The organism is Sphingobium lignivorans (assembly GCF_014203955.1).
GTDB classification, from domain to species: domain Bacteria; phylum Pseudomonadota; class Alphaproteobacteria; order Sphingomonadales; family Sphingomonadaceae; genus Sphingobium; species Sphingobium lignivorans.
On the sequence record NZ_JACHKA010000001.1, the window covers coordinates 1,392,143 to 1,415,813 of the forward strand.

Below are 23,671 nucleotides of genomic sequence, written 5' to 3' on the forward strand. Positions count from 1 at the left end.
TGAAAAGCGGGTATAGCTCAATGGTAGAGCACTAGCCTTCCAAGCTTGTGATGCGGGTTCGATCCCCGCTACCCGCTCCAGCCTTCCGCCATCGCCGCGCGCTCCATTTCGTCGCATTGCCAAGATGGCGCATTTGCCATAGCTCTGCGGCGCATGAGATCCATTCGCTTGCTGGCGTCCAGCCTCGCCGTCGCTTCCGTGCTCGCTTCTTCCGCCGCGCTTGCGGAGACCGAGAGCTTTTCCGTGATCTATGGCCAGAAACCCGTCGGGCATATGACGGCCGATGTGGAGAACGGCAAGACGAGCATCGTCTTCGACTACAAGAACAATGGTCGCGGCCCGACCATCGCCGAGACGCTGGCGACCGATGCCAGCGGTCTTCCGACGAGCTGGACAGTGACCGGCAGCACCACCTTCGGCAGCAAGGTCGACGAGCGCTTCTCGATCCGGGGCCGCAAGGCGACGTGGACGGACTCGACCGGCTCGGGCAGCGCGACCGTCAGCCAGCCCAGCCTATACGTCCCGCAGAGCGGCAGCCCCTGGTCCCTTTGGGTCCAGGCCAGCCAGCTTCTCAGGGACGCGGACAATGCCATGCCGGCGCTGCCGGGCGGCACGCTGCGCCTCGCCAAGGGAGAGGCCTTCCAGGTCAAGGGGGAGGGCGGTGATCTGCAGGTCACTACGCTCACCATCTCCGGCGTCGATCTCAATCCCAGCTATCTGGCGGTCGATCCGGCGGGCAAGCTGTTCGCTTTCATGACTCCCGAGTTCGTGGTCGTCCGGAAAGGCTATGAAGGGGAGGAAGCGCGGCTGCGGGGTATCGCCGAGCGGCTCTCGACCCAGCGTTATGTCGACATGCAGACGCGCTTTGGCCATCGCTATGGCAAGCCCGTGCGCATCACCAATGTGCGCCTGTTCGATCCCGCGGCGATGGCGCTGACGGCGCCCGTCTCGGTCGTGGTGTCCGGCGAGCGGATCTCCGCCGTGGAGCCGCTCGACAGCCCCGCCACGCCCGGCGAAGTCAGGATCGATGGCGGCGGCGGCACGCTCATCCCCGGCCTGACCGACATGCACGGCCATCTCGACCAGGACAGCGCGATGCTGAACATCCTAGCGGGCATCACGACCGTGCGCGACATGGGCAACGACAATGCGGTGCTGGACCAGCTCGTCGACCGCATGGACCGGGGCGAGATCGCCGGGCCGCGCGTGGTGCGCAGCGGCTTCATCGAGGGCAAGAGCCAGTTCAATGCCAATAACGGCATTCTCGTCGGCAATCAGGCCGAGGCGCTGGACGCGGTGCGTTGGTATGCCGCGCGCGATTTCTGGCAGATCAAGGTCTACAACAGCATGAACCCGGCCTGGGTCCCGGCGATGGTCGAGGAAGCGCACCGGCTGGGGCTGCGCGTCACGGGCCATGTGCCCGCCTTCACCAATGCGGATGCGATGATCGCCGCCGGCTATGACGAGCTGACCCATATCAACCAGGTCATCCTCGGCTGGGTGCTGGCGCCCGACGAGGACCCGCGCACCCTGCTGCGCATCACAGCGCTCAAGCGGCTGCCGGGCCTCGACCTTGGCAGTGCGCCCGTCCGGAAAACGCTGGACAGCATGGCCGCGAAGAAGATCGCGCTGGACCCGACGCTGGTGATCCACGAGCAGGCCCTGCTCGGCCGCGACGGGACGGCGACGCCCAACATGGCGGATGTCTACGACTACATGCCGGTGAGCGTGCAGCGGGGCCTGAAGCAGCAGATGCTCGACACCTCGGCGGCCGGCGACGACGCGGCTTACCGCGCCGCGTTCGACCAGATTGTGGCGACGATCAGGGCCATGCACGAGCGCGGGGTGTTCATCGTGCCCGGCACCGATCTGGGCGGCGCCTTCAACCTGCACCGCGAGCTGGAGCTCTACCAGAAGATCGGCATGACGCCCGCGCAGATCCTCAAGCGGGCCACGCTGGACGTGCAAGCCTATATGGGGCGGGATCAGTCGACGGGCTCGATCGCCAAAGGCAAGCTCGCCGACTTCTTCCTCATTCCGGGCGATCCCCTGCAGGACCTGAAGGCGACCAAGCGCATCGCCATGGTGATGAAGGGCGGTGTCGCCTATTTCCCGGCGGAAGCCTATCCGGAGTTCGGCATCAAGCCGCTGGCGCAGGCGCCCGAGGTGACCGGGGCGGAGTGAGGAGAGGGCGGGGCAGCGCGGCCTTCGCCCCGAAATTGCACTCGCCGCCGCCATCGTCTATCAGGTCGGCCCACAGCCCCCGGCGTTCGCTGATCCTTGCCGATTCGCGTCGCCGGGGTCTTGGTTTTTCGTTCACCGCTTGCGAGTAGGCACCCCATCATGTCCCGTCGCCGCCAAATCTACGAGGGCAAGGCGAAGATCCTTTATGAAGGACCCGAACCCGGCACGCTGATCCAGTATTTCAAGGATGATGCAACGGCCTTCAATGCCCAGAAGAAGGGCACGATCTCGGGCAAGGGCGTGCTCAACAACCGCATTTCCGAGCATATCTTCACGCTGCTCGCCAACATCGGCGTGCCGACGCATTTCATCAAGCGGCTCAACATGCGCGAGCAGCTCATCCGCCAGGTCGAGATCGTGCCGATCGAAGTGGTGGTGCGCAATGTCGCGGCGGGCTCGCTCTCGACGCGCCTGGGCATCGAGGAAGGCGCGCAGCTGCCCCGCACGCTGATCGAATATTACTACAAGGACGATGCCCTCGGCGATCCCATGATCACCGAAGAGCATATCGCCTGCTTCGGCTGGGCGAGCCAGGAGGAAATGCACGACATCGCCGACATGGCGATCCGCGTGAACGACTTCATGAGCGGCCTGTTCGCCGGCATCGGCATCCGCCTGATCGACTTCAAGCTGGAGTTCGGCCGGATCTGGGACGGGGACTTCTCGCGCATCATCCTGGCCGACGAGATCAGCCCGGACGGCTGCCGCCTGTGGGACATGACGACCAACGAGAAGCTGGACAAGGACCGGTTCCGCCGGGACCTCGGTGGCGAGGTGGAAGCCTATCAGGAAGTCGCGCGGCGCCTTGGCCTGCTGCCGGAGGGATCGGACACGGACGTGCTCGATCTCGACAGCCACCGCAAGAAGCGCGGCAAGTAAAAGCAACGGAGGGATGCGGTCGGATGGCGATCGCATCCGCTCCTCCGCCGAGGCGTCCTGAAGGCGCCTTACATCATCCCTGCCATCATCCAGAGCGCCATGACGCTCATCAATATATCCTCCATCAGCGAGACGAAGCCCAACGGCACATTGCTGCCGCCGCCCACGCAGGCGCATTTGAGGCTGCGCTTCTCGATATAGACGGCCTTGAACACCGAGACGGTGCCGACGCCGCCGATCAGCAGGGCGACGGGCGCAGCGAGCCAGGGCAGGGCGCCCGCCAGCATCAGTACGCCCGCGCCGAGCTGCGCGAAGGGATAGAGATAAGCGTAGGGCACCCAGCGCCGGGCCAGCAGATCATAGCCCAGGAACATGGTCGCGAACCGGTCGACATCCTGCAGCTTGAGCATGGCGAGCAGGATCATCGCCGTGGAAATGAAGCGCTCCACCGTTACGATCGATAGCCAGGGCGTCGCCGTCAGCCAGTCGATGACGAGCGCGATCAGTGCCGCGACGGCGAACAGGGCGAGGACGGGGACATAGCTGGTCGCCTGCGGATCATGGACCTTGAGGCCGAGATAGCGGCGCAGGTCGTCATGCCCGCCGATCCGCTCGCCATCGATGAAGATCTGGGGCGTCGTGCGCACGTCATGCTCGGCCTTGAATGCATCGGTCTGCGCGCGGCTGGTGAGCCAGCGATCGTCCACCGAGAAGCCCTTGCGCCGCAGGAGATGCAGCGCCTTGAGCCCATAAGGGCAGATATGGCCGGGCATGACCATGCGATAGAGAATGGCCTCGCGGCCCGCCGGTGCAGCAGAGACAGCCATGCCGTCATTCCTTGTTCCTGATCGTGCTGCCTCCCATATAGGCTCCGTACCATGGTACGGAGTCAAGCATGGCAGGCATGACGATATCGAAACTTGCGCAAGCGGGCGGCGTTGGCGTCGAGACGGTGCGTTATTATCAGCGGCGCGGGCTCCTCGCGCTACCCGAGCGGGGCGGGGGGAGTGCGCTATCCGGGGGCGTGCGGCGTTATGATGACGAGGATGTGCGCCGCCTGCGCTTCATCCGCTCGGCCCAGTTGGCTGGCTTCACTCTGGATGCGATCGGAGAGCTGCTCTTGCTGGACGCGGGGGAAGATCGGGCACGCGCGCGCCAGCTCGCCTCCGATAGGTTACTGGCGCTGGATGCCAAGATTACCGAGCTTCAGCGTGCCCGGGCGGTGCTTCAGAAACTCGCGCTGGAATGCGAATCCTCGGGCACGGGGCCATGCCCGATCCTGTCTTCGTTCGATGATGCCGCCGAGTCGCATCCGCAAACGGGTGGGGTGACTGCGCTGTAGATTGAAAATATTCACGATAGAATTCGCGTGAATGTTTCAATGTGATCCAGAAGTAGGCGATTATCAGGGGATAAATATCGTTAAATGGTTAATATTAATCACAATATAGTTAACTGTATTTGTCCTTTCTCTCATGTTTGACAAGCTTTCCTCCGGTTAAGTGGGAGGAGAGTTGTCATGTTGAAGTTCAATGTTCTTACGACCGCGGCGATGGCCGCACTTGCGGCCGGCATCGTGATCGCGCAGCCTGCGGTCGCCGCGACGCAGACCGTCACCAGCCTTGGCCTGCCGGTGCCGGCTGGCACGGAGTGGGGATCGCTTCCCGGCGAGAATACCGGCGGCGGTGACGCTTATATCTCGAGTGCCGCGCCGCGCTCGGGCAATGGTTCGCTCGAACTGGTCGGCGATCGCACACGCGTCCAGACCGGCGTTCAATATGGCGGCCCCGGCGTCGCCACCAATCTCGGCTTGCTTTCGGACGTTCTGAGCCTGGTCTTCGACTGGCAGGTGGCGGCGGACAGTGCCCGTCAGACTTACACGCCCGCCCTTCGCCTGATGGTGCAGGACGGCGCCCAGCGCAGCGAGCTGATCTGGGAAGGCGCCTATAATCCCGGCGTGGGCGGCCTGGCGAGCGCCAATCCGACCGGTGCCTGGTACAGCACCAACAGCACCGATGTCTTCTGGCAGTTTGCCACGGGTCTGGGCCCCAATGAAGATGGCGGCATGCTGCAGCTCCACACGATCACGGACTGGGCGGCGAGCAACTATTATTCGGATGCTGCCTATGTGACGGCGATCAGCGTCGGCGCCGGCAGCGGCGCCACGCTCGGCTATCACGCGTTCGTCGACAATGTGACGTTCACCACGACCGGTGGTTCCACCACCTATAATTTCGAGATGCAGGCGCCCGTTCCCGAACCGGCGACCTGGGCCATGATGATCGGTGGCCTCGGGCTGGTCGGCGCGAGCATGCGTCGCCGCTCGACCAAGGTCCAGTTCGCCTGAGCCTGTCTCACACGTTCCACATGCTGGGAGGGTCCGGGCAGTCGTCCGGGCCCTCTCTTTTTCAGGCCGATCAGCCGGCCGGCAGGCGCAGGCGGACGAGCAGCCCGCCAAGATCCTCGCTTTCATCGAGCTCGACGGTGCCGCCATAGATTTCCGCGACATCGCGCACGATGGCGAGGCCGAGGCCCGTGCCCGGCTTGCCGCTGTCCAGCCGCACGCCCCGATCGAAAATGCGCTCGCGCTCGCTCTCGGGAATGCCTGCCCCGTCATCCTCGACGAGGATATCAATCGACTGGCCTTGCGGGGAGACTGTCACGAACACGCTGCCGCCGCCATATTTCGCTGCGTTTTCGATCAGGTTGCCGAGCAGTTCGTCGAGATCCTGCCGTTCCACGCGGACGACGGCATCATGCGCGCCGTCGCGATCGATGCGGACATCGGGATAGAGGCGCTCGACGGCGCGCTCGACCGCTTCCAGGCTGGGCCAGACTTCCGTTCGACTCTGGGCGGCGCCGCGCCGGCCAAGCGCCCGCGCCCGGGCGAGGTGATGATCGATCTGGCGGCGCATGGTGCCGGTCTCGCGGATGACGATGCCCGAGAGGTCCGGGGCCTTGGCCGTCGCCGCGTTCATGACCACGGTGAGGGGCGTCTTGAGGGCGTGGGCGAGATTGCCGGCATGGCGCCGGGCTTCTTCCGCCTGCTGCTCGTTATGGGCCAGCAGGGCATTGAGTTCCTCGACGAGCGGCTGGACTTCGCGCGGCAGCGGCTCGGTCACCCGGCTCTTCTCGCCCGCGCGCATCCGGGCGATTTCCCGCCTGATGCGGCGCAGGGGGCGCAACCCGAAGAAGACCTGGAGCGCCGCGAGCAGGATCAGGCCGACGCCCAGCGCGAGAAAGCTGTTCACCAGCGTCTGCCGCAGCGAGCGGATCTGCGCGTCGAGGCCCTCGCGCGCCTGCGCGACGATGAAGATCCAGCGCGTGTCGCTGCCGGGCAGGATCACGGTGCGCGCCATCAGGCGCAGGGGTTCCTCCGGGAACTGGTGGCTGTCGATGCCCTGTCCGGGGCGATCGCGCATGTCCGGCGTCACCTGGATCGCCCGGTCCCAGAGGGATCGCGACCGCCAGTCCTCATGGCCCTCGCCGCTGATCTGGTAATAGAGGCCGCTGGCGGGTTCGAGAAAGCGCTGGTCGGCGAGAGGCCGGTTGAACAGCACTTCGCCTTCCGGCCCGACCTCGGCCGAGGAGATCATCGCCGTCAGGACATAGGAAAGCCCGTCGTCGAAATTGCGCGTGATGGCGCTGGTGAGCACGCGGTCCAGCGCCAGTCCGCCGCCGAGCAGCAGCACGCCAATCCATATCGCGGATATGCCGATGATGCGGCGGCTGAGCGAGCCGGTGCTGCGGGGTTTCGGCTGTTCCGCAATGGAGGACGCGGACGGGGCCTGATCAGCCAGCGGGTTCGTCCAGGCTGTAGCCCAGCCCCCTGATGGTCGAGATGACGTCGGCACCGAGCTTCTTGCGGATCCGCGTCACGAAAACCTCGATAGTGTTGGAATCCCGGTCGAAATCCTGATCGTAGATATGCTCGATCAGTTCCGTGCGGCTGACCACCTTGCCCTTGTGATGCATGAGGTAGGAGAGCAGCTTATATTCCTGAGCCGTCAGCTTCACCGGCTCGCCATTGAGCGTCACCTTGCCCGAGCGGGTGTCGAGGCGCACATCGCCGGCGATGAGTTCGCTCGAGGCATTGCCGGAAGAGCGGCGGATGAGCGCGCGCAGACGGGCAATCAGTTCCTCGCTCTGGAATGGCTTGGCGAGATAGTCGTCGGCGCCCGCGTCCAGCCCGGCGACCTTGTCCGACCAGCTGTCACGCGCGGTGAGGACGAGCACGGGGACCTGCGAGCCTTCCTTGCGCCAGCGATCGAGCACGGTCAGGCCGTCGATCTCGGGCAGGCCAAGGTCGAGGACGATGGCGTCATAGCTTTCGGTGGACCCGAGGAAATGGCCATCTTCGCCATCCGTGGCGAGGTCGACCGCATAGCCGGCGCCTTCCAGCGTGGCCTTGAGCTGGGTGCCCAGTGTCGGTTCATCCTCAACGATCAGCAGGCGCATGATATTCCTTTCAGACTGGTCCCGGTCGGGAAGAGCGGCATGCCAGGGCCGGCCCCAGCTAGTCTCTCTGGCCCTTCTGGCGCTTGCGCGCGACGATGTCACCCGACTTGCCGTCCACATAGACCCATTCCACCACGCCATTGGCATGGAGGAACTGCATGAGATAGATTCCATCTCGCGGCGGGGGCGCCACGCCGAGCAGCGTGGCGTCGCCCATTGCGCGTTCCACGCGCCGCTTGATGATCGAAAAGGGCATCACTTCGCCATCGAGCATCGCCCGACGCGCCTGCTTCTGGTCGTCGCCATGCGCGAAGCTCTGCGCCGAGGCCGGCGCCGTCACCCCGCCCAGGGCCAGGAGACTGCAAAGGATCAGAATCGGTCTGCGCACTGTCATGGCGCCGAGATAGCGATCATGCATTGAACACGCGGTGAATGCCCCATTTCGTTCCCGTTCAGCGCTCCAGCATATATCGGACGTTGAGCGAAATCGAGGTGCCGATTTCGCCCGGCTCGATCTTGGTCTGCGGCGCCGCTTCCATGGCCATCGAGCGCATCATCATCGGCATCGGCGGGCTGGATTCGCCGCCCTCGGAAATGCCCACCAGTCGCGCACTGCGATAGCCCGTCGCCCGGGCATAAAGGTCCGCCCGCGCCTGCGCGGTGCTGATCGCCTTGGTCCGCGCCTGATCGAGCAGCGCGGCGGGGTCGGCGATGCTGAAGGAGGGGCCATTGATATTCGTGGCGCCCGCCGCGACCATCGCGTCGACCAGCTCGCCCGCGCCATCCAGCTTGCGCACCTTCACGGTGAGCTGGTTGCTCGCTTCATAGCCCATGAAACGGGGGGGCTTCCCGCCGGTGCGATCGGAATAATCATATTGCGGGTTGAGGTTGATGCCGCTGGTCTGGATGTCCTTGCGTTCGATGCCTTTCTTCACCAGCATCGACACGAGCTTGTCCATCTGCGCGGCATTCTGCGTCATCGCATCCTGAGCGCTCATCGAGCGGGTCTGCACGCCGGTATTGATCGTCGCCATGTCCGGCGCCGACTGGATCGTTTCCGTCACCGCCAGGCTGAGGATGGGCCCGCTCGCCGGAACCATCGGGCCGACGCCCTGCGGCCCCTGGGCAGACACGGCCGCCGGGATCATGAGAGCTGCTGCTGCGAGCAGGAGGGGCGTTCGTAGCATGGGAGCATCCTTCCACTTGTGATCATGGGGGCGTCTTGATCGAGCAACGATGAACGATCGCTGACCTGCAGGACGCTCTGCCCTTGCCCGGACCGCCCAGTTCTGTTTTAGCGCCCCGTCATGGCAGCGCCACTTCTTTCATACGAAAATCTCGGTCTGATCCAGGGCAGCGGCTGGCTGTTCCGCGGGCTCAACATCTTTGTCGGCGAGCGGGACCGGCTCGCCCTGATCGGCCGCAACGGCGCGGGCAAGACGACGCTGCTCAAGCTCATTGCCGGTCGCATCGAGGCGGATGAGGGCAAGCGCTCGATCGTGCCGGGCACAAATGTCGTGATGCTGAAGCAGGACCCCGATCTGGCGCCTTTCGCGACGCTGCGCGACTTCACTCTGGCTGGCCAGAGCCCGCCGGCCCTGCACGAGATCGAGGCGATTGCCGATCAGATCGGCATCGATCTTTCCCGCGAGGCGGCCACCGCATCGGGCGGCGAGCGGCGCCGGGCGGCGCTCTGCCGGGCGCTGGCCAGCGAGCCGGACATTCTGCTCCTCGACGAGCCGACCAACCATCTGGACATCTCCGCGATCGACTGGCTGGAAAGCTGGCTCTCGCGATACAGCGGCGCCTTCATCACGATCAGCCATGACCGGACCTTCCTCACGCGCCTGACGCGCTCGACGCTCTGGTTGGATCGCGGCGATCTGCGCCGCAACGAGGTGGGCTTCGGCGGGTTCGAGGCATGGATGGAGAAAGTCTATGCCGACGAGGCCCGCGCCGCGGAAAAGCTCGACGCCAAGCTGAAGATCGAGGCGCACTGGCTGGAGCGGGGCGTTACGGCCCGGCGCAAGCGCAATCAGGGCCGCCTCGCCAAGCTGGTCGAGATGCGCGCCACCCGTGCCGCCATGATCGGGCCGCAGGGCGCCGCGAAAATGTCCGTCGTCGCGGACGATGTGAAGACCAAGAGCGTCATCGTGGCCGATCAGGTCACCAAGGCCTATGGCGAGCGGACGATCATCCGGGACTTCACGCTGCGCATCCAGCGTGGCGACCGCATCGGCATCGTGGGCGGCAACGGCGCCGGCAAGACGACGCTCCTGCGGATGCTCACTGGCGAACTGGCGCCCGACAGCGGCACGATCACGCGCGCGAAGACACTCGACGGCATTGTCATCGACCAGCAGCGCAAGCTGCTCCAGCCCGAAAAGCGGGTGCGCGACATCCTCGCCGATGGCGGCGACTGGGTGACCGTGCGGGGCGCGAAGAAGCATATCCAGGGCTATCTCAAGGAGTTCCTGTTCGACCCCGGGCTGGTCGAGGCGCGGATCGGCACGCTGTCCGGCGGCGAGCGCTCGCGCCTGCTGCTGGCGCGCGAGTTCGCCCGGGAATCGAACCTTCTGGTGCTCGACGAACCGACCAATGATCTCGATCTCGAGACGCTCGATCTGCTTCAGGAAGTCATTGCCGATTATGAAGGCACGGTGCTGATCGTCAGCCACGACCGCGACTTCCTCGATCGCACGGTGACGGTGACGCTCGGTCTCGATGGCTCGGGCCGGGTCGACATCATTGCGGGCGGCTATGCCGACTGGGAAGCCAGGCGACGGCAGCCGCTGGGGGCGGCGAAGAAGAGCGTGACAGCGAAGGGCAGCGCGCCGGATGCGCCGCCGCCGCCGAAAGCCGCGAAGCTGAGCTACAAGGACCAGCGCGACTATGACCTGCTGCCGGCGCGGATCGAGGCGATCGAGGCTGCCATCGCGCGCGACGAGACGGCGCTGTCCGACCCCGATCTCTATGCGAAGAATCCCGGGCGCTTCGCCGAACTGACCGCCGCGATCGACAAGGCACGCGCGGAGAAGGAAGCAGCCGAGGAACGCTGGCTGGAACTGGCCGAGATGGTCGAGGCGCTGGGCAGCTGAGACGCGCGTAGCGAGGGTCAGCGCTCGCGAGCGGTGGCGACCTCATATTCGGTGATCGCGCGGTCGCCGATGCCAAGGGCCTCCCATGCCGCGCGAAATGCCGCCATGTGGGGGCTGGTCGAGTGGGCCTGCTGCGCGGCGCGGTCTTCGAAGAGCTCGAAGATGCGGATCAGCCCCGGCTCCAGAAGGTCTTCGGCGAAGCTGTAGGCGACGCAGCCCGGCTCGGTACGGCTGGCCTCGACCATGCGGGCCAGCACCGGCCGGGCCTCGTCGAGACGTTCGGGCGGGAGCCGGATCGATCCCGCCAGAATGATCACCGGATCGGTGAATCCGGCGCGAGACGCATGTCGAGATAATTGTCGACGCTCATCATCAGCTGGTCGAGCTCATGCTCGAAGAAGTGATTGGCGTTGCGGATCTCGTCATGATGGATGGTGATGCCCTTCTGGGTGCGCAGCTTGTCCACAAGCTTCTGCACCGAACCGGCGGAGACGACCTCGTCGTTCACGCCCTGCACGATGATCCCGGAAGCGGGGCAGGGGGCGAGGAACGAGAAGTCATACATATTCGCGGGGGGCGCGACGGAGATGAAGCCGCGCACTTCCGGCCGGCGCATGAGGAGCTGCATCGCGATCCAGGCGCCGAAGGAGAAGCCGGCGATCCATGTCGTCTGCGCCTCGGGGTGAAAGCTCTGCACCCAGTCGAGTGCGGCGGCGGCATCCGACAGTTCCCCGATGCCGTTGTCAAACACGCCCTGGCTGCGGCCCACGCCCCGGAAGTTGAAGCGCAGGGTTGCGAAGCCCCGCTTCACGAAGGTCTTGTAGAGCGCCTGCGTGATGCGATCGTTCATCGTGCCGCCGCCCTGCGGATGGGGATGAAGGATCAGCGCGACAGGCGCGCGAGGACGGGGCGGAGGGCTGAAACGGCCCTCGAGACGGCCTTCGGGACCGGGAAAGATGACGTCTGGCATGGCACCTGGAGCTTGATAAGGAATTCGGCATCTGCCGGGTGGCTGACGCGCGAGGATTGCGGGCTTATATAGGTGAGCGCCGCCATTTCGCAATCTTATTGGATGGTGATCCTCGATACCCGTCCAGGTGGCAACGCTCCTTTCTGCACGAGTTGTCATGACCAGCCCTATCTATCTCGACCATGCCGCCACGACGCCACTCCTGCCTCAGGCGCGGGCGGCGATGCTGGAAGGGTTCGCGGCATGGGCCAATCCCTCCTCGCCGCATGCCGCCGGACGCCGCGCGCGCGCGCTGCTGGAGGACGCGCGGGCGCGCATCGCCCGGGCGCTCGGCTGGGATGGGCATGTGATCCTCACTTCAGGTGCAAGCGAGGCCATCGCGATTGCCCTGCAGGGCGCGAAGCGGGCGCGGCTGCTTGCCGGCGCGAGCGAGCATGATGCGGTGCTTCGCCATGTGCCCGTGGAGAACCGCTTGCCGGTCGATCGCGGCGGCCTTGTGTCCCTGCCCGATGACATCGGGCCGGATGCCCTGATCGCCATTCAGCAGGTCAACAGCGAGACGGGCGTCATCCAGCCGCTCGACGATCTGGCGGCGCACATCCAGGCGGCCGGCGGGCTGCTTTTCGCCGATTGCAGCCAGAGCGCGGGCAAGATCGCATTGCCGGCGCAGGCCGATCTTGTCGCGGTCAGTGCGCACAAGCTCGGTGGGCCGATCGGCATCGGCGCGCTGCTGGTGCGCGATCTCGCCGCGCTCGATCCCCGGGGCGGGCAGGAGCAGGGCTACCGGGCAGGGACAGAAGCGATGCCGCTCGCGCTCGGTTTCGCCGCCGCGCTGGAAGCGCCGCGCGACTGGCTCGCGGACGCGGCGCTCTGGCGCGAGCAACTCGATGCCGCGATCCTTGCATCCGGGGGCGAGATCGTGGCGCAGGCATCGCCGCGATTGCCCACGATCGCCAGCTACCGCATGCCCGGCGTATCGGCGCAAGCGCAGCTCATTCGCTTCGATCTGGCGGGGATCGCGGTCTCGGCCGGCAGCGCCTGTTCCTCGGGAAGCCTGCGGACCAGCCATGTGCTCGCGGCGATGGGCTGGGACGATACAGCCGCCAGTCAGGTTATCCGTGTCACTATGGGGCATGATACGCAGGCCAGCGAGATTGACGCCTTTCTTGCTCAGTGGCAGGCCATTTGCCACGGGAACGCAAAAAAATGATCTATCTGGACTATCAGGCGACGACGCCCCTCGCGCCGGAGGTCGCTGCGGCGATGACCGAGGCGATGGCGCATTATGGCAACCCCAACAGCGCGCACCGCATCGGGCGCGTGGCAGCGGCGGACGTGGGGCTGGCCCGCGAGCGGATCATGGCGGCTCTGGGCAAGACGGACGGCCGGCTGATCTTCACCAGCGGTGCGACCGAGGCCCTGAACATCGCGATCGTCGGCGCGGCACGCGCTTCCGCGCCCGGGCGCCGGCGCGTGATCACGCTGGCGACGGAGCATGCCGCCGTGCTCGACACGGTGATGGCGCTGCGGCACGAGGGCTTCGAGCCGGTGATCCTGCCGGTGGGGCGCGACGGTCTGGTGGATCTCGACATTGCCGAGGCGGCGATCGACGAGAGGGCCGCGCTCCTCGCGGTGATGCAGGTCAACAACGAGATCGGCGTCATCCAGCCAGTCGAAGCGCTGATCGCCATCGCTCGTGCGCATGGCGCGGCGACGCTGTGTGATGCGGTGCAGGGCTTCGGCCGGCTGGACACGCCCTCGGCCGACATGATCGCCGTCACCGCGCACAAGATCCACGGGCCCAAGGGGGTCGGGGCGCTGTGGCTGCGGGACGGGCTGCAACTGCCGCCGCTGATGCACGGGGGCGGCCAGGAGCAGGGGCTGCGGCCCGGGACGCTCTCGCCGATGCTGTGCGCCGGCTTTGGCGTCGCGGCGCAGCTCGCGGCCGCGCGGCGGGCGGAGGATCTCGGCCTCGTCGAGACGCTCTGGCGCGAGGCGCTGGCGTTCTTCACGGGCTGGCGCGTCAATGGCGCTCTCGATGCGCGCTATCATGGTAATCTCAATCTATGCCGGCCGGGAATCGACGCCGCGCGACTGGTGTCGGACGTGCGCGGCGTGGCTTTCTCGCTCGGCTCCGCCTGCGCCAGCGGGTCGGGTCGGCCGAGCCATGTGCTGAGGGCCATTGGCCTGAACGACCGCGAAGCGCGCAGTTCGCTGCGGCTGGGCTTCGGGCGCTACTCGACCTCCGAGGAGCTTGCGAACGCGGCCACGCTCATCAATGAGGCGGCGGCGATGCAGAAGGCGGCGGCATGACACGGATCACTTTCATCAGCGCGAACGGCACCGACGTCCAGGAAGTGGAGGCAGCGCCGGGCGACACTTTGCTCGACATCGCGCAGGCGGCCGGGCAGCCCCTGGAAGGGACTTGCGAAGGGCAGATGGCGTGCTCAACCTGCCACGTCATCATCGATCCGGCGGATTTCCCGAAGCTGCCCCGGGCGAGCGAGGAGGAAGAGGACATGCTGGATCTGGCGGCGGCGACCACCCGCACCAGCCGGCTCGCCTGCCAGATCGTCCTGTCCGAGGCGATGGAATCGCTGACCGTCCGGATCCCGCCGGAAAGCCGCAACATGCAGGGGCTGTGAAGGGCTGAGCGCAGGCGCCGCACGGCGGCATCCCGTGCCGGGCCCGCCGCCAGTGCCTTCCTGCCTTGCATTTCAGCGAATGCCCCGCCATATGCGCGCTCGGAAGCCGGGCGGACGTAGTCTTCGCCAACCTGGTCAGGTCCTGACGGAAGCAGCCACAACGAATTCGCTGCGGGTCGTTCCGGCTTCCACCGCCTCGCCGCCGCTCAGGCGTCCACGGGCAGCGGCGCGTGCATCAGCCGCTTTGAAAGCAGCAGCTTGAAGATCAGGAAGATGCCGCCCGCTGCGGCCGCGAACCCCGCGTGCATCAGCCAGAAGACCGGCGTCGCCATCGTCTCGTAATAGCCGCCGACCCAGCCGACGAGCGAGTTGCCGCCGAAGAATGCCAGATAGTAAAGGCCGATCACGGTCGCATTGAGCGCCTTGGGTGCGAGGCGCGCGAACAAAGCGAGGCTGACCGGGAGCAGGTTCGCGAAGCCGATTGAATTCACGACATGGAAAAGTACCGGCCAGAGGAGTCCGATGCGGCCATCGCTGCCGTCGGTCGAGGCGGCCATGAACAGGCACAGCATGCCGCCGGTCGAGAAGAGCGAGCCGATGACCATCTTGCTCAGCTCGTCCGGCTCCTGCCAGTGCCGGCCATACCAGCGCCAGAACAACGCGACGATGGCGAGGAAGCTGACCGACACGATCGCATCCAGCGTGACCAGAAAGGATGTCGGCAGGCGCGTGCCGAAGAAATCGAGATCGAAGGTCTGGTCGCCCCAGATCAGATAGGCATTGAAGATCTGATTGTTGGGGACGATCGCGATGGCCATCACCGGGATCAGCAGCAGCACGGCGATGAGCGCCAGCCAGTCCTGCCGCGACATCGGCGCGCGTGGCGAAGCGGCGATGGCGCCGGCCCGGCTGCGCGGCTCGAACTGTTCGGACGGGAGATATTTCTGGCCCGAGACATAGATGGCGAGGCCGATGAGCATGCCGACGCCGGCAGCGCCGAAGCCCCAATGCCAGCCGACCTTCTCGCCCAGCGCGCCGACGATCAGCGGCGCGCCGATCACGCCGGCATTGATGCCGAGATAGAAGATCTGGAAGGCATCGGCCCGGCGCAGGTCGTCCGGCTTGTAGAGCGCGCCGACCTGGCTGGCGATATTGCCTTTGAACATGCCAGCGCCGAGCACCATGCATAGCAGGGCGAGGAGGAAGCTGGCCTCGAACGCCATGAGGAAATGGCCGATCGCCATGGTAATGGCGCCGAGCAGCACCGTGCGCCGCTTGCCGAGAAAACGGTCGGCAAGGAAGCCGCCCAGGATCGGCGTGAGATAGACGCTCGCGGCATAAGTACCGAAGATCGCCGAGGCGAGCGGCTGGCCATCCAGCCCGCGATAGAGCGGGAGCTGGCGAAAGGCGTCCAGCATCCAAACATTCTCGATCTGCCCCGGCAGGAGCAGATATTTGATCATGTAGAGGACCAGCAGGGTCTGCATGCCATAATAAGAGAAGCGCTCCCATGCTTCGGCAAAGGCGAGATAAGCCAGGCCCTTGGGATGACCCAGAAAGGCGCGGTCGGCATGGTCGATCATGGTAAGAGAGGGCGTGGCCTCGGCAGTGGTCATGGCTGCATGTGCCTTACAGGTCCGTTGTTGGCGCAAGTTAGAGGCGCGATCGCTGCCGAATGCAAGATGGGGACGGCGCGCGGCTCCAAAGGCTCCAACCCTCACGCGTGCCGCTGCTTCGCTTGCGAAGGGCCGGCGGCGACGTCATAGGCGCGGATGTCCAGAGAAAGGCTCGTCATTTGCTGACCGGATCACGCCGCGGCGTCTACTTCATGCTGGTTCTCGTGATGCTGCTCTGGTCCGGCAACAGCATCGTGGCGCGCGCCATCCACGAGGAGGTGCCGCCGTTCACGCTGGCTTTCTGGCGCTGGGCCGGCGCTTCGCTGATCGTGCTCCCGGCGACCTGGCGCTACATCGCGGCCGACCGTGACATCATCCGGCGCGGCTGGCCGCGGATTCTCCTGCTCGGCATATTGGGCGTGGGTTCGTTCAATGCCTTCTTCTATTCCGGCCTGCAGTTCACGACCGCCTCCAACAGCCTACTGATCCAGGCGGCGGTTCCCGCGCTGGTGCTGGCGCTGAATTTCTTCATCTTCCACAGCAGGCCGCGACCGGTGCAGGTCGCCGGTTGCCTCGTCGCGGCCGCCGGGGTCCTGGCGATTATCTTCCGGCGCGATCCCGCCGCCCTGCGCGCCATGCAGTTCAATATCGGGGATCTGCTCATTCTGGGCGCGGTGGTGGTCTGGTCGCTTTACACGGTGCTGCTGCGCCTGCGGCCGCCGGTGAATGCCCTGACTTTCCTGGGTCTCACGATCCTCATCGGGGCGCTCGCGATGCTGCCCTTCTCGCTCATCGAGCTGCAGAGCCGGGCCGTGCATCTGACGCCGGGAGTGCTCGCCGGCGTGGCCTATATCATCGCGCTGCCCTCGATCGTGGCCTATTTCATGTACAATCGGGCGGTGGAAGAGATCGGCGCGGCGGATGCCGGACAGGTCGTCAATCTGCAGCCGCTGTTCGGGGCGCTGCTCGCGATCCTGATCCTCGGCGAGCCGCTTCATGCCTATCATGTCCTGGGCATGGCGCTGATCCTGCTGGGAATCGGCGCCACGATGTTTGCGCGAGCCACCCGTAACGCCACGCCGCAGGATTGATGAGGACGCCCGCTTTGGAAACGGATGCTAAACAAGTGGGGCGGCAAGCGCTAAGGTCGTCGCAATGACCGATTCACCAGAAGATCACGGGTCCGGGCCGGGCCTCGACCTCGGCGTGCCTGCACAGCCGCAGCCGCCAGCGCCCAAAAGCTATCGGGTGCTGGCCCGCGCCTATCGCCCGCAGACGTTCGCCGAGCTGATCGGGCAGGAAGCCATGGTGCGGACGCTGGCCAACGCCATCCGGCGGGACCGGCTGCCGCATGCCTTCCTGATGACGGGCGTGCGCGGCGTCGGCAAGACCTCGACGGCCCGGCTGATCGCGAAGGCGCTCAATTGCGTGGGGCCGGACGGGCAGGGCGGGCCGACGATCGATCCTTGCGGCGTGTGCGAGCCCTGCAAGGCCATCGCCGAGGGGCGGCATATCGACGTGGTGGAGATGGACGCCGCCAGCCACACCGGCGTGGACGACGTGCGCGAGATCATCGAGGCCGTGCGATATGCCAGCGTCTCGGCGCGCTTCAAGATCTACATCATCGACGAAGTCCATATGCTTTCACGCAATGCTTTCAATGCATTGCTGAAGACTCTTGAGGAGCCGCCGGAGCATGTGAAGTTCCTGTTCGCCACTACCGAGGTGAACAAGGTGCCGATCACCGTGCTGTCCCGCTGCCAGCGCTTCGACCTGCGGCGGATCCCGGTCGATCTGCTGGTCGACAATTTCCGGATGATCTGCGGCAAGGAAGGCGTGGATGCCGAGGAGGATGCGCTGCGGCTGATCGCCACGGCGGCGGAAGGTTCGGCGCGTGACGGGCAATCCATCCTCGATCAGGCGATCGCTCATGCCGGCATGGTGGATGGGCGGGCCTTCGTTCAGGTGGAACAGGTGCGCGAAATGCTGGGGCTCTCCGATCGCGGCGCGACCCGGCGGCTGTTCGACCAGATTCTCGATGGCGACGCGACAGCCCTGCTGGCGACGCTCGCCGAACAGGAAACGCTCGGCGTGGAGCCGGTGGCCACGATCAACGCGCTGCTTGAGCTCATCCATGCCGTCACCATGGCCAAGGCCGGGCGCGGCGCGGGACTGGAGCGACATCCCGAGGCGGAACGCGCGGCCATCGCGGGTTGGGCGGAGGAACTGAGCTTTCCGGTGCTGCACCGGCTCTGGCAGCTGCTGCTGAAGGGACATGCCGAGGTGGTTGCCGCGGCGCGCCCTCAGGCAGCATCCGAGATGGCGCTGCTTCGGCTGATCCATGCCGCGACCATGCCCGATCCGCTCGAACTCGCGCGGATGATCCGCGAGGGCGGGCAGGGCGCTCCCGGCGGGCAGGGCGGCGCGCCCGCCGTCGATGGGCCCTCTGCTGCTCCTGCCGCGGCCGCCGCGCCGCTTCCGGCTCCCGAGGAAGCCGCGCGCCCTGTCTTCCCGCCCGACTTCGCGGCGATGGTCGCCGCACTGCTCGACCGTTTCCCTCGCCTCGGCGCGGAAATGCATGATTATGTCAGTCTCGTGCGTTATGAACCGCCGGTGCTCGATTTTCGCATTCTCCAGCCGCTCGATGCCGATTTCCCACGGCAAGTGGCGGCGGCGTTGAAGGATCTCACCGGCCAGTCCTGGACGGTCGGATCGACCGATGCGCCGGGAGAGCCGAGCCTGCGGGAGCAGCAGGTGCTCGCTCGCGAAGCGCGCATCGCACATGCCAGTGCCCAGCCGGTGATTGCCGCGGCGCTGGACGCATTTCCCGGTGCCGTGGTCATGGACCCGGCTTCGGGCCAAAGCTGAAGGAAGACGTGAAATGAAGGATCTGAACGACATTCTGGGCATGGCGAGCCGTGTGCAGGAGGAAATGCAGAAGGCGCAGGCCGAGCTCGACAATCTCCAAGTCGAGGGGATTGCCGGCGGCGGGCTCGTCAAGGTCCGCGCCAGCGCCAAGGGACGTATCCTGGGTCTCTCGATCGACCAGAGCCTGATCGATCCCAACGACAAGGGCATGCTGGAGGACCTGATCGTCGCTGCGTTCAACGACGCGCGCGCCAAGGCCGATGAGGTGGCCAGTGACCAGATGAGCAAGATGACCGCGGGGCTGCCGCTTCCCCCGGGCTTCAAGCTGCCTTTCTGAGGCGGTGCGCCCGGCAGGGGGGGCGACCGGTCCCCTGAGCCCTGCCGGGAGACGGCGTCCGTCAAGCTCCCGCCTGACTCACCTGATGCAGGCGGGGCATCCACGATTTCCCGTATCGAAACGTCGGCGGGTAGGCGGCTGCGTTTGCGGCGACGCAGCATTGAAAAGTTCCGGCGGGTCGCCGATATTGTGATCAAGTCAGCGGGCCGCGGTTGTGAACGCCCGCACAGGATTTGGAGTTATCATGGATCTTGAACTGCCCCTCCTGCCGCTGCGGGACATCGTTGTCTTCCCGCAGATGATCGTGCCGTTGTTCGTGGGGCGCGACAAGAGCGTGACCGCGCTTGAGAAGGCGATGGCGGGCGACAAGGACATCTTTCTGGTCGCGCAGCTTGACCCGGGCGAGGACGATCCCGATCGCGACGCGCTTTACGACATGGGCGTGGTCGCCAGCATCGTGCAGATGCTCAAGCTGCCGGATGGCAATGTGCGCGTGCTCGTGGAAGGCAAGCAGCGCGCGGCGCTGCTCGCGCTGACGAATGAGGAAGGCCATGTGGTGGCCTCGGTGCGTCCGCTGGATGATGGATCGGCCGAAGGCACCGAAGTCGAAGCCATGATGCGCTCCGTGGCCGACCAGTTCGAGAATTATTCCAAGCTGAACAAGAAGCTGCCTGCGGAAACCGCCGTGCAGCTGCGCGAGATCACGGAGGGCCGGGCGCCTGTCCGATTTCGTCGCGGCCAATCTGGCAGTGAAAGTGGCGGACAAGCAGGCGCTGCTGACGGAGGCGGACCCGCTCAAGCGGCTGGAGATGGTGTTCGGCTTCATGGAAGGCGAACTCGGCGTGCTGCAGGTGGAGAAGAAGATCCGCGGCCGCGTGAAGCGCCAGATGGAGAAGACCCAGCGCGAATATTATCTGAACGAGCAGCTCAAGGCGATCCAGCGCGAGCTGGGCGGCGGCGAAGGCGAGGATGGCGATGAGCTCTCCGAGATCGCCGAGAAGATCAAGAAGCTGCGGCTCAGCAAAGAAGCGCGCGCCAAGGCGGACGCCGAGCTCAAGAAGCTGCGGGGCATGCAGCCCATGTCGGCCGAAGCGACCGTCGTGCGCAATTATCTGGATGCTTTGCTCGGCCTGCCCTGGGGCAAGAAGAGCAAGCTGAAGAAGGACCTGGTGAAAGCCCAGGACGTGCTCGATGCCGATCACTTCGCGCTCGACAAGGTGAAGGACCGGATCGTCGAATATCTCGCCGTGCAGGCGCGCTCCGACAAGCTGCGCGGCCCGATCCTCTGCCTCGTCGGCCCGCCCGGCGTCGGCAAGACCTCGCTCGGCCGCTCGATCGCGAAGGCGACGGGGCGCGAGTTCGTCCGCCAGTCGCTCGGCGGGGTGCGTGACGAAGCGGAAATTCGCGGGCACCGGCGCACCTATATCGGATCCATGCCGGGCAAGATCGCGTCCAACCTGAAGAAGGCGGGCACGATGAACCCGCTCGTGCTGCTCGACGAGATCGACAAGCTCGGGCAGGATTTCCGCGGCGATCCGGCGTCGGCGCTGCTTGAGGTGCTCGATCCCGAGCAGAACAGCAAGTTCCAGGACCATTATCTGGAGATCGATCTCGATCTTTCGGACGTGATGTTCGTGACCACTGCGAACAGCCTGAACCTGCCGCAGGCGCTGCTGGACCGCATGGAGATCATTCGTCTCGAGGGTTATACCGAGGACGAGAAGGTCGAGATCGCCCAGCGTCATCTGATCGACAAGCAGATCGAGGCGCACGGGCTGAAGGATGGCGAGTTCGCGATCGAGGAAGCGGCGCTGCGCGACCTGATCCGTTATTATACGCGTGAGGCTGGCGTGCGGACGCTGGAGCGCGAGATCGCGCGGCTCGCCCGCAAGGCACTGCGCCGGATCCTGGAAGGCAAGGCGGAAAGCGTCACCGTGACGCCGGACAATCTTGGCGAGTTCGCGGGCGTACGCAAGTTCCGCCACGGCGTTTCCGAAGAGGAGCACCAGATCGGTGCGGTCACCGGCCTCGCCTGGACGGAAGTGGGGGGCGAATTGCTCACCATCGAGTCCGTCACGGTACCGGGCAAGGGCGCGATCAAGACCACCGGCAAGCTCGGCGACGTGATGACCGAATCCGTGCAGGCCGCCTTCTCCTATGTGAAGGCGCGCGCGCCGGCTTATGGCATCAAGCCCAGCATCTTCCAGCGCAAGGATATCCACATTCACTTGCCCGAAGGCGCCGTTCCCAAGGACGGACCGAGCGCCGGCATCGGCATGGTGACATCGATCGTCTCCACGCTGACCGGCATTGCCGTCCACAAGGATGTCGCCATGACGGGCGAAGTGACGCTGCGTGGTCGTGTGCTGCCGATCGGCGGACTCAAGGAGAAGCTGCTGGCGGCCTTGCGCGGCGGCATCAAGACTGTGCTGATCCCGCAGGAGAATGAGAAGGACCTTGCGGAGATCCCCGCCAACATCAAGGAAGGGCTGGAGATCGTTCCGGTCACGCATGTCGATGAGGTCCTCGCGCGGGCCCTGATCGCGCCGCTCACCGCGATTGCCTGGTCGGAGGAGGATGACCTCGCGGCCCAGCCGCCGATCGGGGTTCAGGAGAATGGTCCGAGCGTTCGGCACTGAGCGGATTTGCCGGGGACGAGGCACGGCCTGACGGCCTGCGTCGTTCCCGGAAATCGGGCTTGTTTCCGCCGGAGGTCGCTGCGCGCGGAAAATCCGACCAAAACGGCCGAATCATCGGCAATTCGGCCGAAAATTCTTTGACTCATGCGGCGAACCGCGCCTTTATGCGCGCCTTCGTCGCTCGATTCCCACACAAGCACATCCATGAAGGGGGTTCCTTAGGCATGAACAAGCAGGATCTCATCAGTTCGGTCGCAGACCAGGGCGGTCTCACCAAGGCAGACGCCGGCAAGGCTGTTGAGGCTGTTTTCGACGCGATCACCGCCGCTCTGAAGAAGGGTGATGAGGTGCGTCTCGTCGGGTTCGGCACTTTCTCCGTCTCCAAGCGCAAGGCCTCGACCGGCCGCAATCCGCGCACCGGCGAGACGATGGCGATCAAGGCTTCCAGCCAGCCCAAGTTCAAGGCCGGCAAGGGCCTGAAGGACGCGGTGAACTAAGACATTCGTCTTTTCCGGCGCTCCGGCTTCCCGTCGGGGCGCCCCGCTTTCCGTGAAGCATCGGCACATGTCGCGACGGCATGTGTTTTTTTGGAAGGTCGGGCCTTGCCCGGCCTTTTGTTTTTCCATGCGCGTCCGGGAGTTCATCTCCGCGCTTGACGCTGGCACCGCGCGCGCATTATGGCGCCCCTCTCGATTGCGCCGTTCGGCGCTGTGGCGATCGTAGCTCAGTCGGTTAGAGCGCTGGTTTGTGGTACCAGAGGTCGTGGGTTCGGATCCCATCGGTCGCCCCATTTCCCTCCCTGAGACGCTCAGGAGCAGCGGGCAGCGCTGCCGGCAAAGGACGATCATTGCATGATGTGGTCCCATCAGGACTTCGATGACCATGAGGCGATCCATTATTTCACGGATCGGCAGAGCGGCCTGAAGGCCATCATTGCCATCCATTCCACGCATCGCGGACCGGCCAGTGGCGGCGTGCGCTTCTGGCATTATGCGCGGGAGGAAGACGCGCTGACCGACGCGCTGCGCCTGTCACGCGGCATGAGCTACAAGAACGCCATGGCGGGATTGCCGATTGGCGGGGGCAAGGGCGTCATCCTGTCCGACGGCACGCCCAAGACAGCCGAGCAACTCGCCGCGTTCGGCGCCGCGATCGATTCGCTCGGCGGGCGCTATGTGACGGCGGAAGATGTTGGCATGAGCGAGGCGGATATGACCGCCATCGCCCGGCGCACACGTCATGTCTCGGGGCTTCCGGTGGCCAGCGGGCAGGCCGGCGGCGATCCGGGCCCGGTGACCGCGCGCGGCGTCTACCTGGGCGTCAGGGCGGCCATCGCCGAGGGTCTGGGCCGGGAGGATGTCGCCGGCGTCCATGTCGCGATTCAGGGCGTGGGCAGTGTCGGCGGCGGTCTGGCGCGCCGTCTCGCGGCCGATGGCGCGCGGCTGACGCTGGCCGACATGGACCGGCGCAAGGCGGAAGCACTGGCAAGCGAGATCGGCGCGGCGGTGACGGATGCGGGCGAGATCATGACCATCGAAGCCGACGTGTTCAGCCCCAATGCGCTGGGTGCCATCCTCGACGAACGATCGATCCCGCTGCTGCAGGCGGGCATCGTGGCGGGTGGCGCCAATAATCAGCTCGCGACCCATGCGGATGCGCAGCGGCTGCACGAGCGCGGTGTCCTCTATGCGCCGGATTATGTGATCAACGCAGGCGGCATCATCAATGTCGCGTCCGAATATCTGGGCCTGGGCGACAGGGCAGCGGTGGACGCGCGCGTGGATGAGATTCCCGACCGGCTTCGCGCCATCTGGGCGGAAAGCAAGGCGACGGGCATGCCGGCCGCCGACGTGGCGGATGCCATGGCCCGCAGGCTCATCGGACGCGATTGACGCGGGGCGGGGCTGACAGATGGCC

The 23,671-nt window shown here is 65.6% G+C and carries 21 protein-coding genes, 2 tRNA genes, 1 other RNA gene and 1 pseudogene; 17 read left to right on the forward strand and 8 right to left on the reverse strand.

Annotated features, from left to right (window positions below; all coding sequences use genetic code 11):
* Window positions 1-6 precede the first annotated feature (6 nt).
* From HNP60_RS06400 to purC, 3 genes are all read left to right on the forward strand, one after another.
* Window positions 7-80 (forward strand) — tRNA-Gly (locus tag HNP60_RS06400).
* A gap of 73 nt (window positions 81-153) precedes the next feature.
* The gene (locus tag HNP60_RS06405) at window positions 154-2,184 is read left to right on the forward strand and encodes an amidohydrolase family protein (protein WP_184151620.1); all 2,031 of its coding nucleotides are present in this window, start codon (window positions 154-156) and stop codon (window positions 2,182-2,184) included.
* 159 nt (window positions 2,185-2,343) lie between these two features.
* Entirely contained in the window at window positions 2,344-3,123 is a 780-nt protein-coding gene (gene purC / locus HNP60_RS06410) for a phosphoribosylaminoimidazolesuccinocarboxamide synthase (protein WP_014075652.1), read from the forward strand.
* Window positions 3,124-3,191: 68 nt separating this feature from the next.
* On the opposite strand, the gene HNP60_RS06415 is transcribed toward purC, so the two are convergent.
* Window positions 3,192-3,950: a MauE/DoxX family redox-associated membrane protein gene (locus HNP60_RS06415; protein ID WP_184151623.1), complete on the reverse strand. Its 759-nt coding sequence runs from the start codon at window positions 3,948-3,950 to the stop codon at window positions 3,192-3,194.
* A 68-nt stretch (window positions 3,951-4,018) separates the two neighbouring features.
* Here HNP60_RS06415 and HNP60_RS06420 point away from each other — a divergent pair, with 68 nt between their 5' ends.
* Both HNP60_RS06420 and HNP60_RS19910 read left to right on the forward strand, forming a co-directional pair.
* On the forward strand, window positions 4,019-4,465 hold the full coding sequence (locus tag HNP60_RS06420; protein ID WP_184151625.1) for a MerR family transcriptional regulator: 447 nt from the start codon (window positions 4,019-4,021) through the stop codon (window positions 4,463-4,465).
* Between the two features lie 177 nt (window positions 4,466-4,642).
* Complete coding sequence (locus HNP60_RS19910; protein ID WP_260394750.1) at window positions 4,643-5,470, forward strand: PEPxxWA-CTERM sorting domain-containing protein; 828 nt, start codon at window positions 4,643-4,645, stop codon at window positions 5,468-5,470.
* A gap of 70 nt (window positions 5,471-5,540) precedes the next feature.
* On the opposite strand, the gene HNP60_RS06430 is transcribed toward HNP60_RS19910, so the two are convergent.
* The 4 genes from HNP60_RS06430 to HNP60_RS06445 all read right to left on the reverse strand — a co-directional run bounded on the left by HNP60_RS06430 (window position 5,541) and on the right by HNP60_RS06445 (window position 8,768).
* Entirely contained in the window at window positions 5,541-6,845 is a 1,305-nt protein-coding gene (locus tag HNP60_RS06430) for an ATP-binding protein (RefSeq protein ID WP_184156904.1), read from the reverse strand.
* Between the two features lie 70 nt (window positions 6,846-6,915).
* Window positions 6,916-7,581 (reverse strand): response regulator transcription factor, encoded by a 666-nt coding sequence (locus HNP60_RS06435; RefSeq protein ID WP_014075657.1) that lies wholly within the window; start codon window positions 7,579-7,581, stop codon window positions 6,916-6,918.
* A gap of 58 nt (window positions 7,582-7,639) precedes the next feature.
* Window positions 7,640-7,975, reverse strand: a complete 336-nt coding sequence (locus HNP60_RS06440) for a hypothetical protein (RefSeq protein ID WP_148276514.1) — start codon at window positions 7,973-7,975, stop codon at window positions 7,640-7,642.
* Window positions 7,976-8,033: 58 nt separating this feature from the next.
* Window positions 8,034-8,768: an SIMPL domain-containing protein gene (locus HNP60_RS06445; protein ID WP_184151628.1), complete on the reverse strand. Its 735-nt coding sequence runs from the start codon at window positions 8,766-8,768 to the stop codon at window positions 8,034-8,036.
* A gap of 120 nt (window positions 8,769-8,888) precedes the next feature.
* On the opposite strand from HNP60_RS06445, the gene HNP60_RS06450 reads away from it, so the two are divergent.
* Window positions 8,889-10,679 (forward strand): ABC-F family ATP-binding cassette domain-containing protein, encoded by a 1,791-nt coding sequence (locus HNP60_RS06450; RefSeq protein ID WP_184151631.1) that lies wholly within the window; start codon window positions 8,889-8,891, stop codon window positions 10,677-10,679.
* 17 nt (window positions 10,680-10,696) lie between these two features.
* Here HNP60_RS06450 and HNP60_RS06455 read toward each other — a convergent pair whose 3' ends face one another.
* Both HNP60_RS06455 and HNP60_RS06460 read right to left on the reverse strand, forming a co-directional pair.
* Window positions 10,697-10,996 (reverse strand): antibiotic biosynthesis monooxygenase, encoded by a 300-nt coding sequence (locus HNP60_RS06455; RefSeq protein ID WP_184151634.1) that lies wholly within the window; start codon window positions 10,994-10,996, stop codon window positions 10,697-10,699.
* The gene (locus tag HNP60_RS06460) at window positions 10,993-11,649 is read right to left on the reverse strand and encodes an alpha/beta hydrolase (RefSeq protein WP_014075662.1); all 657 of its coding nucleotides are present in this window, start codon (window positions 11,647-11,649) and stop codon (window positions 10,993-10,995) included. Before HNP60_RS06460 ends, HNP60_RS06455 begins: the two co-directional genes overlap by 4 nt.
* A 157-nt stretch (window positions 11,650-11,806) precedes the next feature.
* Between HNP60_RS06460 and HNP60_RS06465 the strand changes: the two genes are divergently transcribed.
* From HNP60_RS06465 to ffs, 4 genes are all read left to right on the forward strand, one after another.
* Entirely contained in the window at window positions 11,807-12,859 is a 1,053-nt protein-coding gene (locus HNP60_RS06465; protein WP_184151637.1) for a cysteine desulfurase family protein, read from the forward strand.
* The gene (locus tag HNP60_RS06470) at window positions 12,856-13,962 is read left to right on the forward strand and encodes a cysteine desulfurase family protein (RefSeq protein WP_184151640.1); all 1,107 of its coding nucleotides are present in this window, start codon (window positions 12,856-12,858) and stop codon (window positions 13,960-13,962) included. Before HNP60_RS06465 ends, HNP60_RS06470 begins: the two co-directional genes overlap by 4 nt.
* On the forward strand, window positions 13,959-14,294 hold the full coding sequence (locus HNP60_RS06475) for a 2Fe-2S iron-sulfur cluster-binding protein (RefSeq protein WP_184151643.1): 336 nt from the start codon (window positions 13,959-13,961) through the stop codon (window positions 14,292-14,294). The genes HNP60_RS06470 and HNP60_RS06475 overlap by 4 nt, the downstream gene beginning before the upstream one ends.
* Before the next feature lie 98 nt (window positions 14,295-14,392).
* Window positions 14,393-14,490, forward strand: an RNA gene (gene ffs, locus HNP60_RS06480) — signal recognition particle sRNA small type.
* Between the two features lie 10 nt (window positions 14,491-14,500).
* Here the strand turns inward: ffs and HNP60_RS06485 are convergent.
* Entirely contained in the window at window positions 14,501-15,910 is a 1,410-nt protein-coding gene (locus tag HNP60_RS06485; RefSeq protein ID WP_184151646.1) for a peptide MFS transporter, read from the reverse strand.
* A gap of 212 nt (window positions 15,911-16,122) precedes the next feature.
* On the opposite strand from HNP60_RS06485, the gene HNP60_RS06490 reads away from it, so the two are divergent.
* The 7 genes and pseudogenes from HNP60_RS06490 to HNP60_RS06520 all read left to right on the forward strand — a co-directional run bounded on the left by HNP60_RS06490 (window position 16,123) and on the right by HNP60_RS06520 (window position 23,646).
* Window positions 16,123-17,001 (forward strand): DMT family transporter, encoded by an 879-nt coding sequence (locus tag HNP60_RS06490; protein ID WP_260394751.1) that lies wholly within the window; start codon window positions 16,123-16,125, stop codon window positions 16,999-17,001.
* A 64-nt stretch (window positions 17,002-17,065) separates the two neighbouring features.
* Window positions 17,066-18,778 carry a DNA polymerase III subunit gamma/tau gene (locus HNP60_RS06495; protein WP_221414628.1) on the forward strand — a complete coding sequence of 571 codons (1,713 nt, stop codon included), beginning with the start codon at window positions 17,066-17,068 and terminating at the stop codon, window positions 18,776-18,778.
* A gap of 13 nt (window positions 18,779-18,791) precedes the next feature.
* Entirely contained in the window at window positions 18,792-19,115 is a 324-nt protein-coding gene (locus HNP60_RS06500; protein ID WP_014075669.1) for a YbaB/EbfC family nucleoid-associated protein, read from the forward strand.
* Between the two features lie 244 nt (window positions 19,116-19,359).
* Window positions 19,360-21,754, forward strand: a pseudogene (gene lon, locus HNP60_RS06505) (endopeptidase La).
* 224 nt (window positions 21,755-21,978) lie between these two features.
* Window positions 21,979-22,251 carry an HU family DNA-binding protein gene (locus tag HNP60_RS06510; RefSeq protein ID WP_014075671.1) on the forward strand — a complete coding sequence of 91 codons (273 nt, stop codon included), beginning with the start codon at window positions 21,979-21,981 and terminating at the stop codon, window positions 22,249-22,251.
* Between the two features lie 216 nt (window positions 22,252-22,467).
* Window positions 22,468-22,544 (forward strand) — tRNA-His (locus tag HNP60_RS06515).
* Between the two features lie 61 nt (window positions 22,545-22,605).
* Window positions 22,606-23,646, forward strand: coding sequence for a Glu/Leu/Phe/Val family dehydrogenase (locus HNP60_RS06520; RefSeq protein ID WP_184151652.1), 1,041 nt, complete (start codon window positions 22,606-22,608; stop codon window positions 23,644-23,646).
* The last annotated feature ends 25 nt before the right edge of the window (window positions 23,647-23,671 follow it).

What these genes read in the sequence shown, in the direction of transcription:
- HNP60_RS06405 (WP_184151620.1), top strand. Translation starts at nt 154, where the DNA reads ATGAGATCCATTCGCTTGCTGGCGTCCAGCCTCGCCGTCGCTTCCGTG.
- purC (WP_014075652.1), top strand. Translation starts at nt 2,344, where the DNA reads ATGTCCCGTCGCCGCCAAATCTACGAGGGCAAGGCGAAGATCCTTTAT.
- HNP60_RS06415 (WP_184151623.1), bottom strand. Translation starts at nt 3,950, where the DNA reads ATGGCTGTCTCTGCTGCACCGGCGGGCCGCGAGGCCATTCTCTATCGC.
- HNP60_RS06420 (WP_184151625.1), top strand. Translation starts at nt 4,019, where the DNA reads ATGGCAGGCATGACGATATCGAAACTTGCGCAAGCGGGCGGCGTTGGC.
- HNP60_RS19910 (WP_260394750.1), top strand. Translation starts at nt 4,643, where the DNA reads ATGTTGAAGTTCAATGTTCTTACGACCGCGGCGATGGCCGCACTTGCG.
- HNP60_RS06435 (WP_014075657.1), bottom strand. Translation starts at nt 7,581, where the DNA reads ATGCGCCTGCTGATCGTTGAGGATGAACCGACACTGGGCACCCAGCTC.
- HNP60_RS06440 (WP_148276514.1), bottom strand. Translation starts at nt 7,975, where the DNA reads ATGACAGTGCGCAGACCGATTCTGATCCTTTGCAGTCTCCTGGCCCTG.
- HNP60_RS06445 (WP_184151628.1), bottom strand. Translation starts at nt 8,768, where the DNA reads ATGCTACGAACGCCCCTCCTGCTCGCAGCAGCAGCTCTCATGATCCCG.
- HNP60_RS06450 (WP_184151631.1), top strand. Translation starts at nt 8,889, where the DNA reads ATGGCAGCGCCACTTCTTTCATACGAAAATCTCGGTCTGATCCAGGGC.
- HNP60_RS06460 (WP_014075662.1), bottom strand. Translation starts at nt 11,649, where the DNA reads ATGCCAGACGTCATCTTTCCCGGTCCCGAAGGCCGTCTCGAGGGCCGT.
- HNP60_RS06465 (WP_184151637.1), top strand. Translation starts at nt 11,807, where the DNA reads ATGACCAGCCCTATCTATCTCGACCATGCCGCCACGACGCCACTCCTG.
- HNP60_RS06470 (WP_184151640.1), top strand. Translation starts at nt 12,856, where the DNA reads ATGATCTATCTGGACTATCAGGCGACGACGCCCCTCGCGCCGGAGGTC.
- HNP60_RS06475 (WP_184151643.1), top strand. Translation starts at nt 13,959, where the DNA reads ATGACACGGATCACTTTCATCAGCGCGAACGGCACCGACGTCCAGGAA.
- HNP60_RS06485 (WP_184151646.1), bottom strand. Translation starts at nt 15,910, where the DNA reads ATGACCACTGCCGAGGCCACGCCCTCTCTTACCATGATCGACCATGCC.
- HNP60_RS06490 (WP_260394751.1), top strand. Translation starts at nt 16,123, where the DNA reads ATGCTGGTTCTCGTGATGCTGCTCTGGTCCGGCAACAGCATCGTGGCG.
- HNP60_RS06495 (WP_221414628.1), top strand. Translation starts at nt 17,066, where the DNA reads ATGACCGATTCACCAGAAGATCACGGGTCCGGGCCGGGCCTCGACCTC.
- HNP60_RS06500 (WP_014075669.1), top strand. Translation starts at nt 18,792, where the DNA reads ATGAAGGATCTGAACGACATTCTGGGCATGGCGAGCCGTGTGCAGGAG.
- HNP60_RS06510 (WP_014075671.1), top strand. Translation starts at nt 21,979, where the DNA reads ATGAACAAGCAGGATCTCATCAGTTCGGTCGCAGACCAGGGCGGTCTC.
- HNP60_RS06520 (WP_184151652.1), top strand. Translation starts at nt 22,606, where the DNA reads ATGATGTGGTCCCATCAGGACTTCGATGACCATGAGGCGATCCATTAT.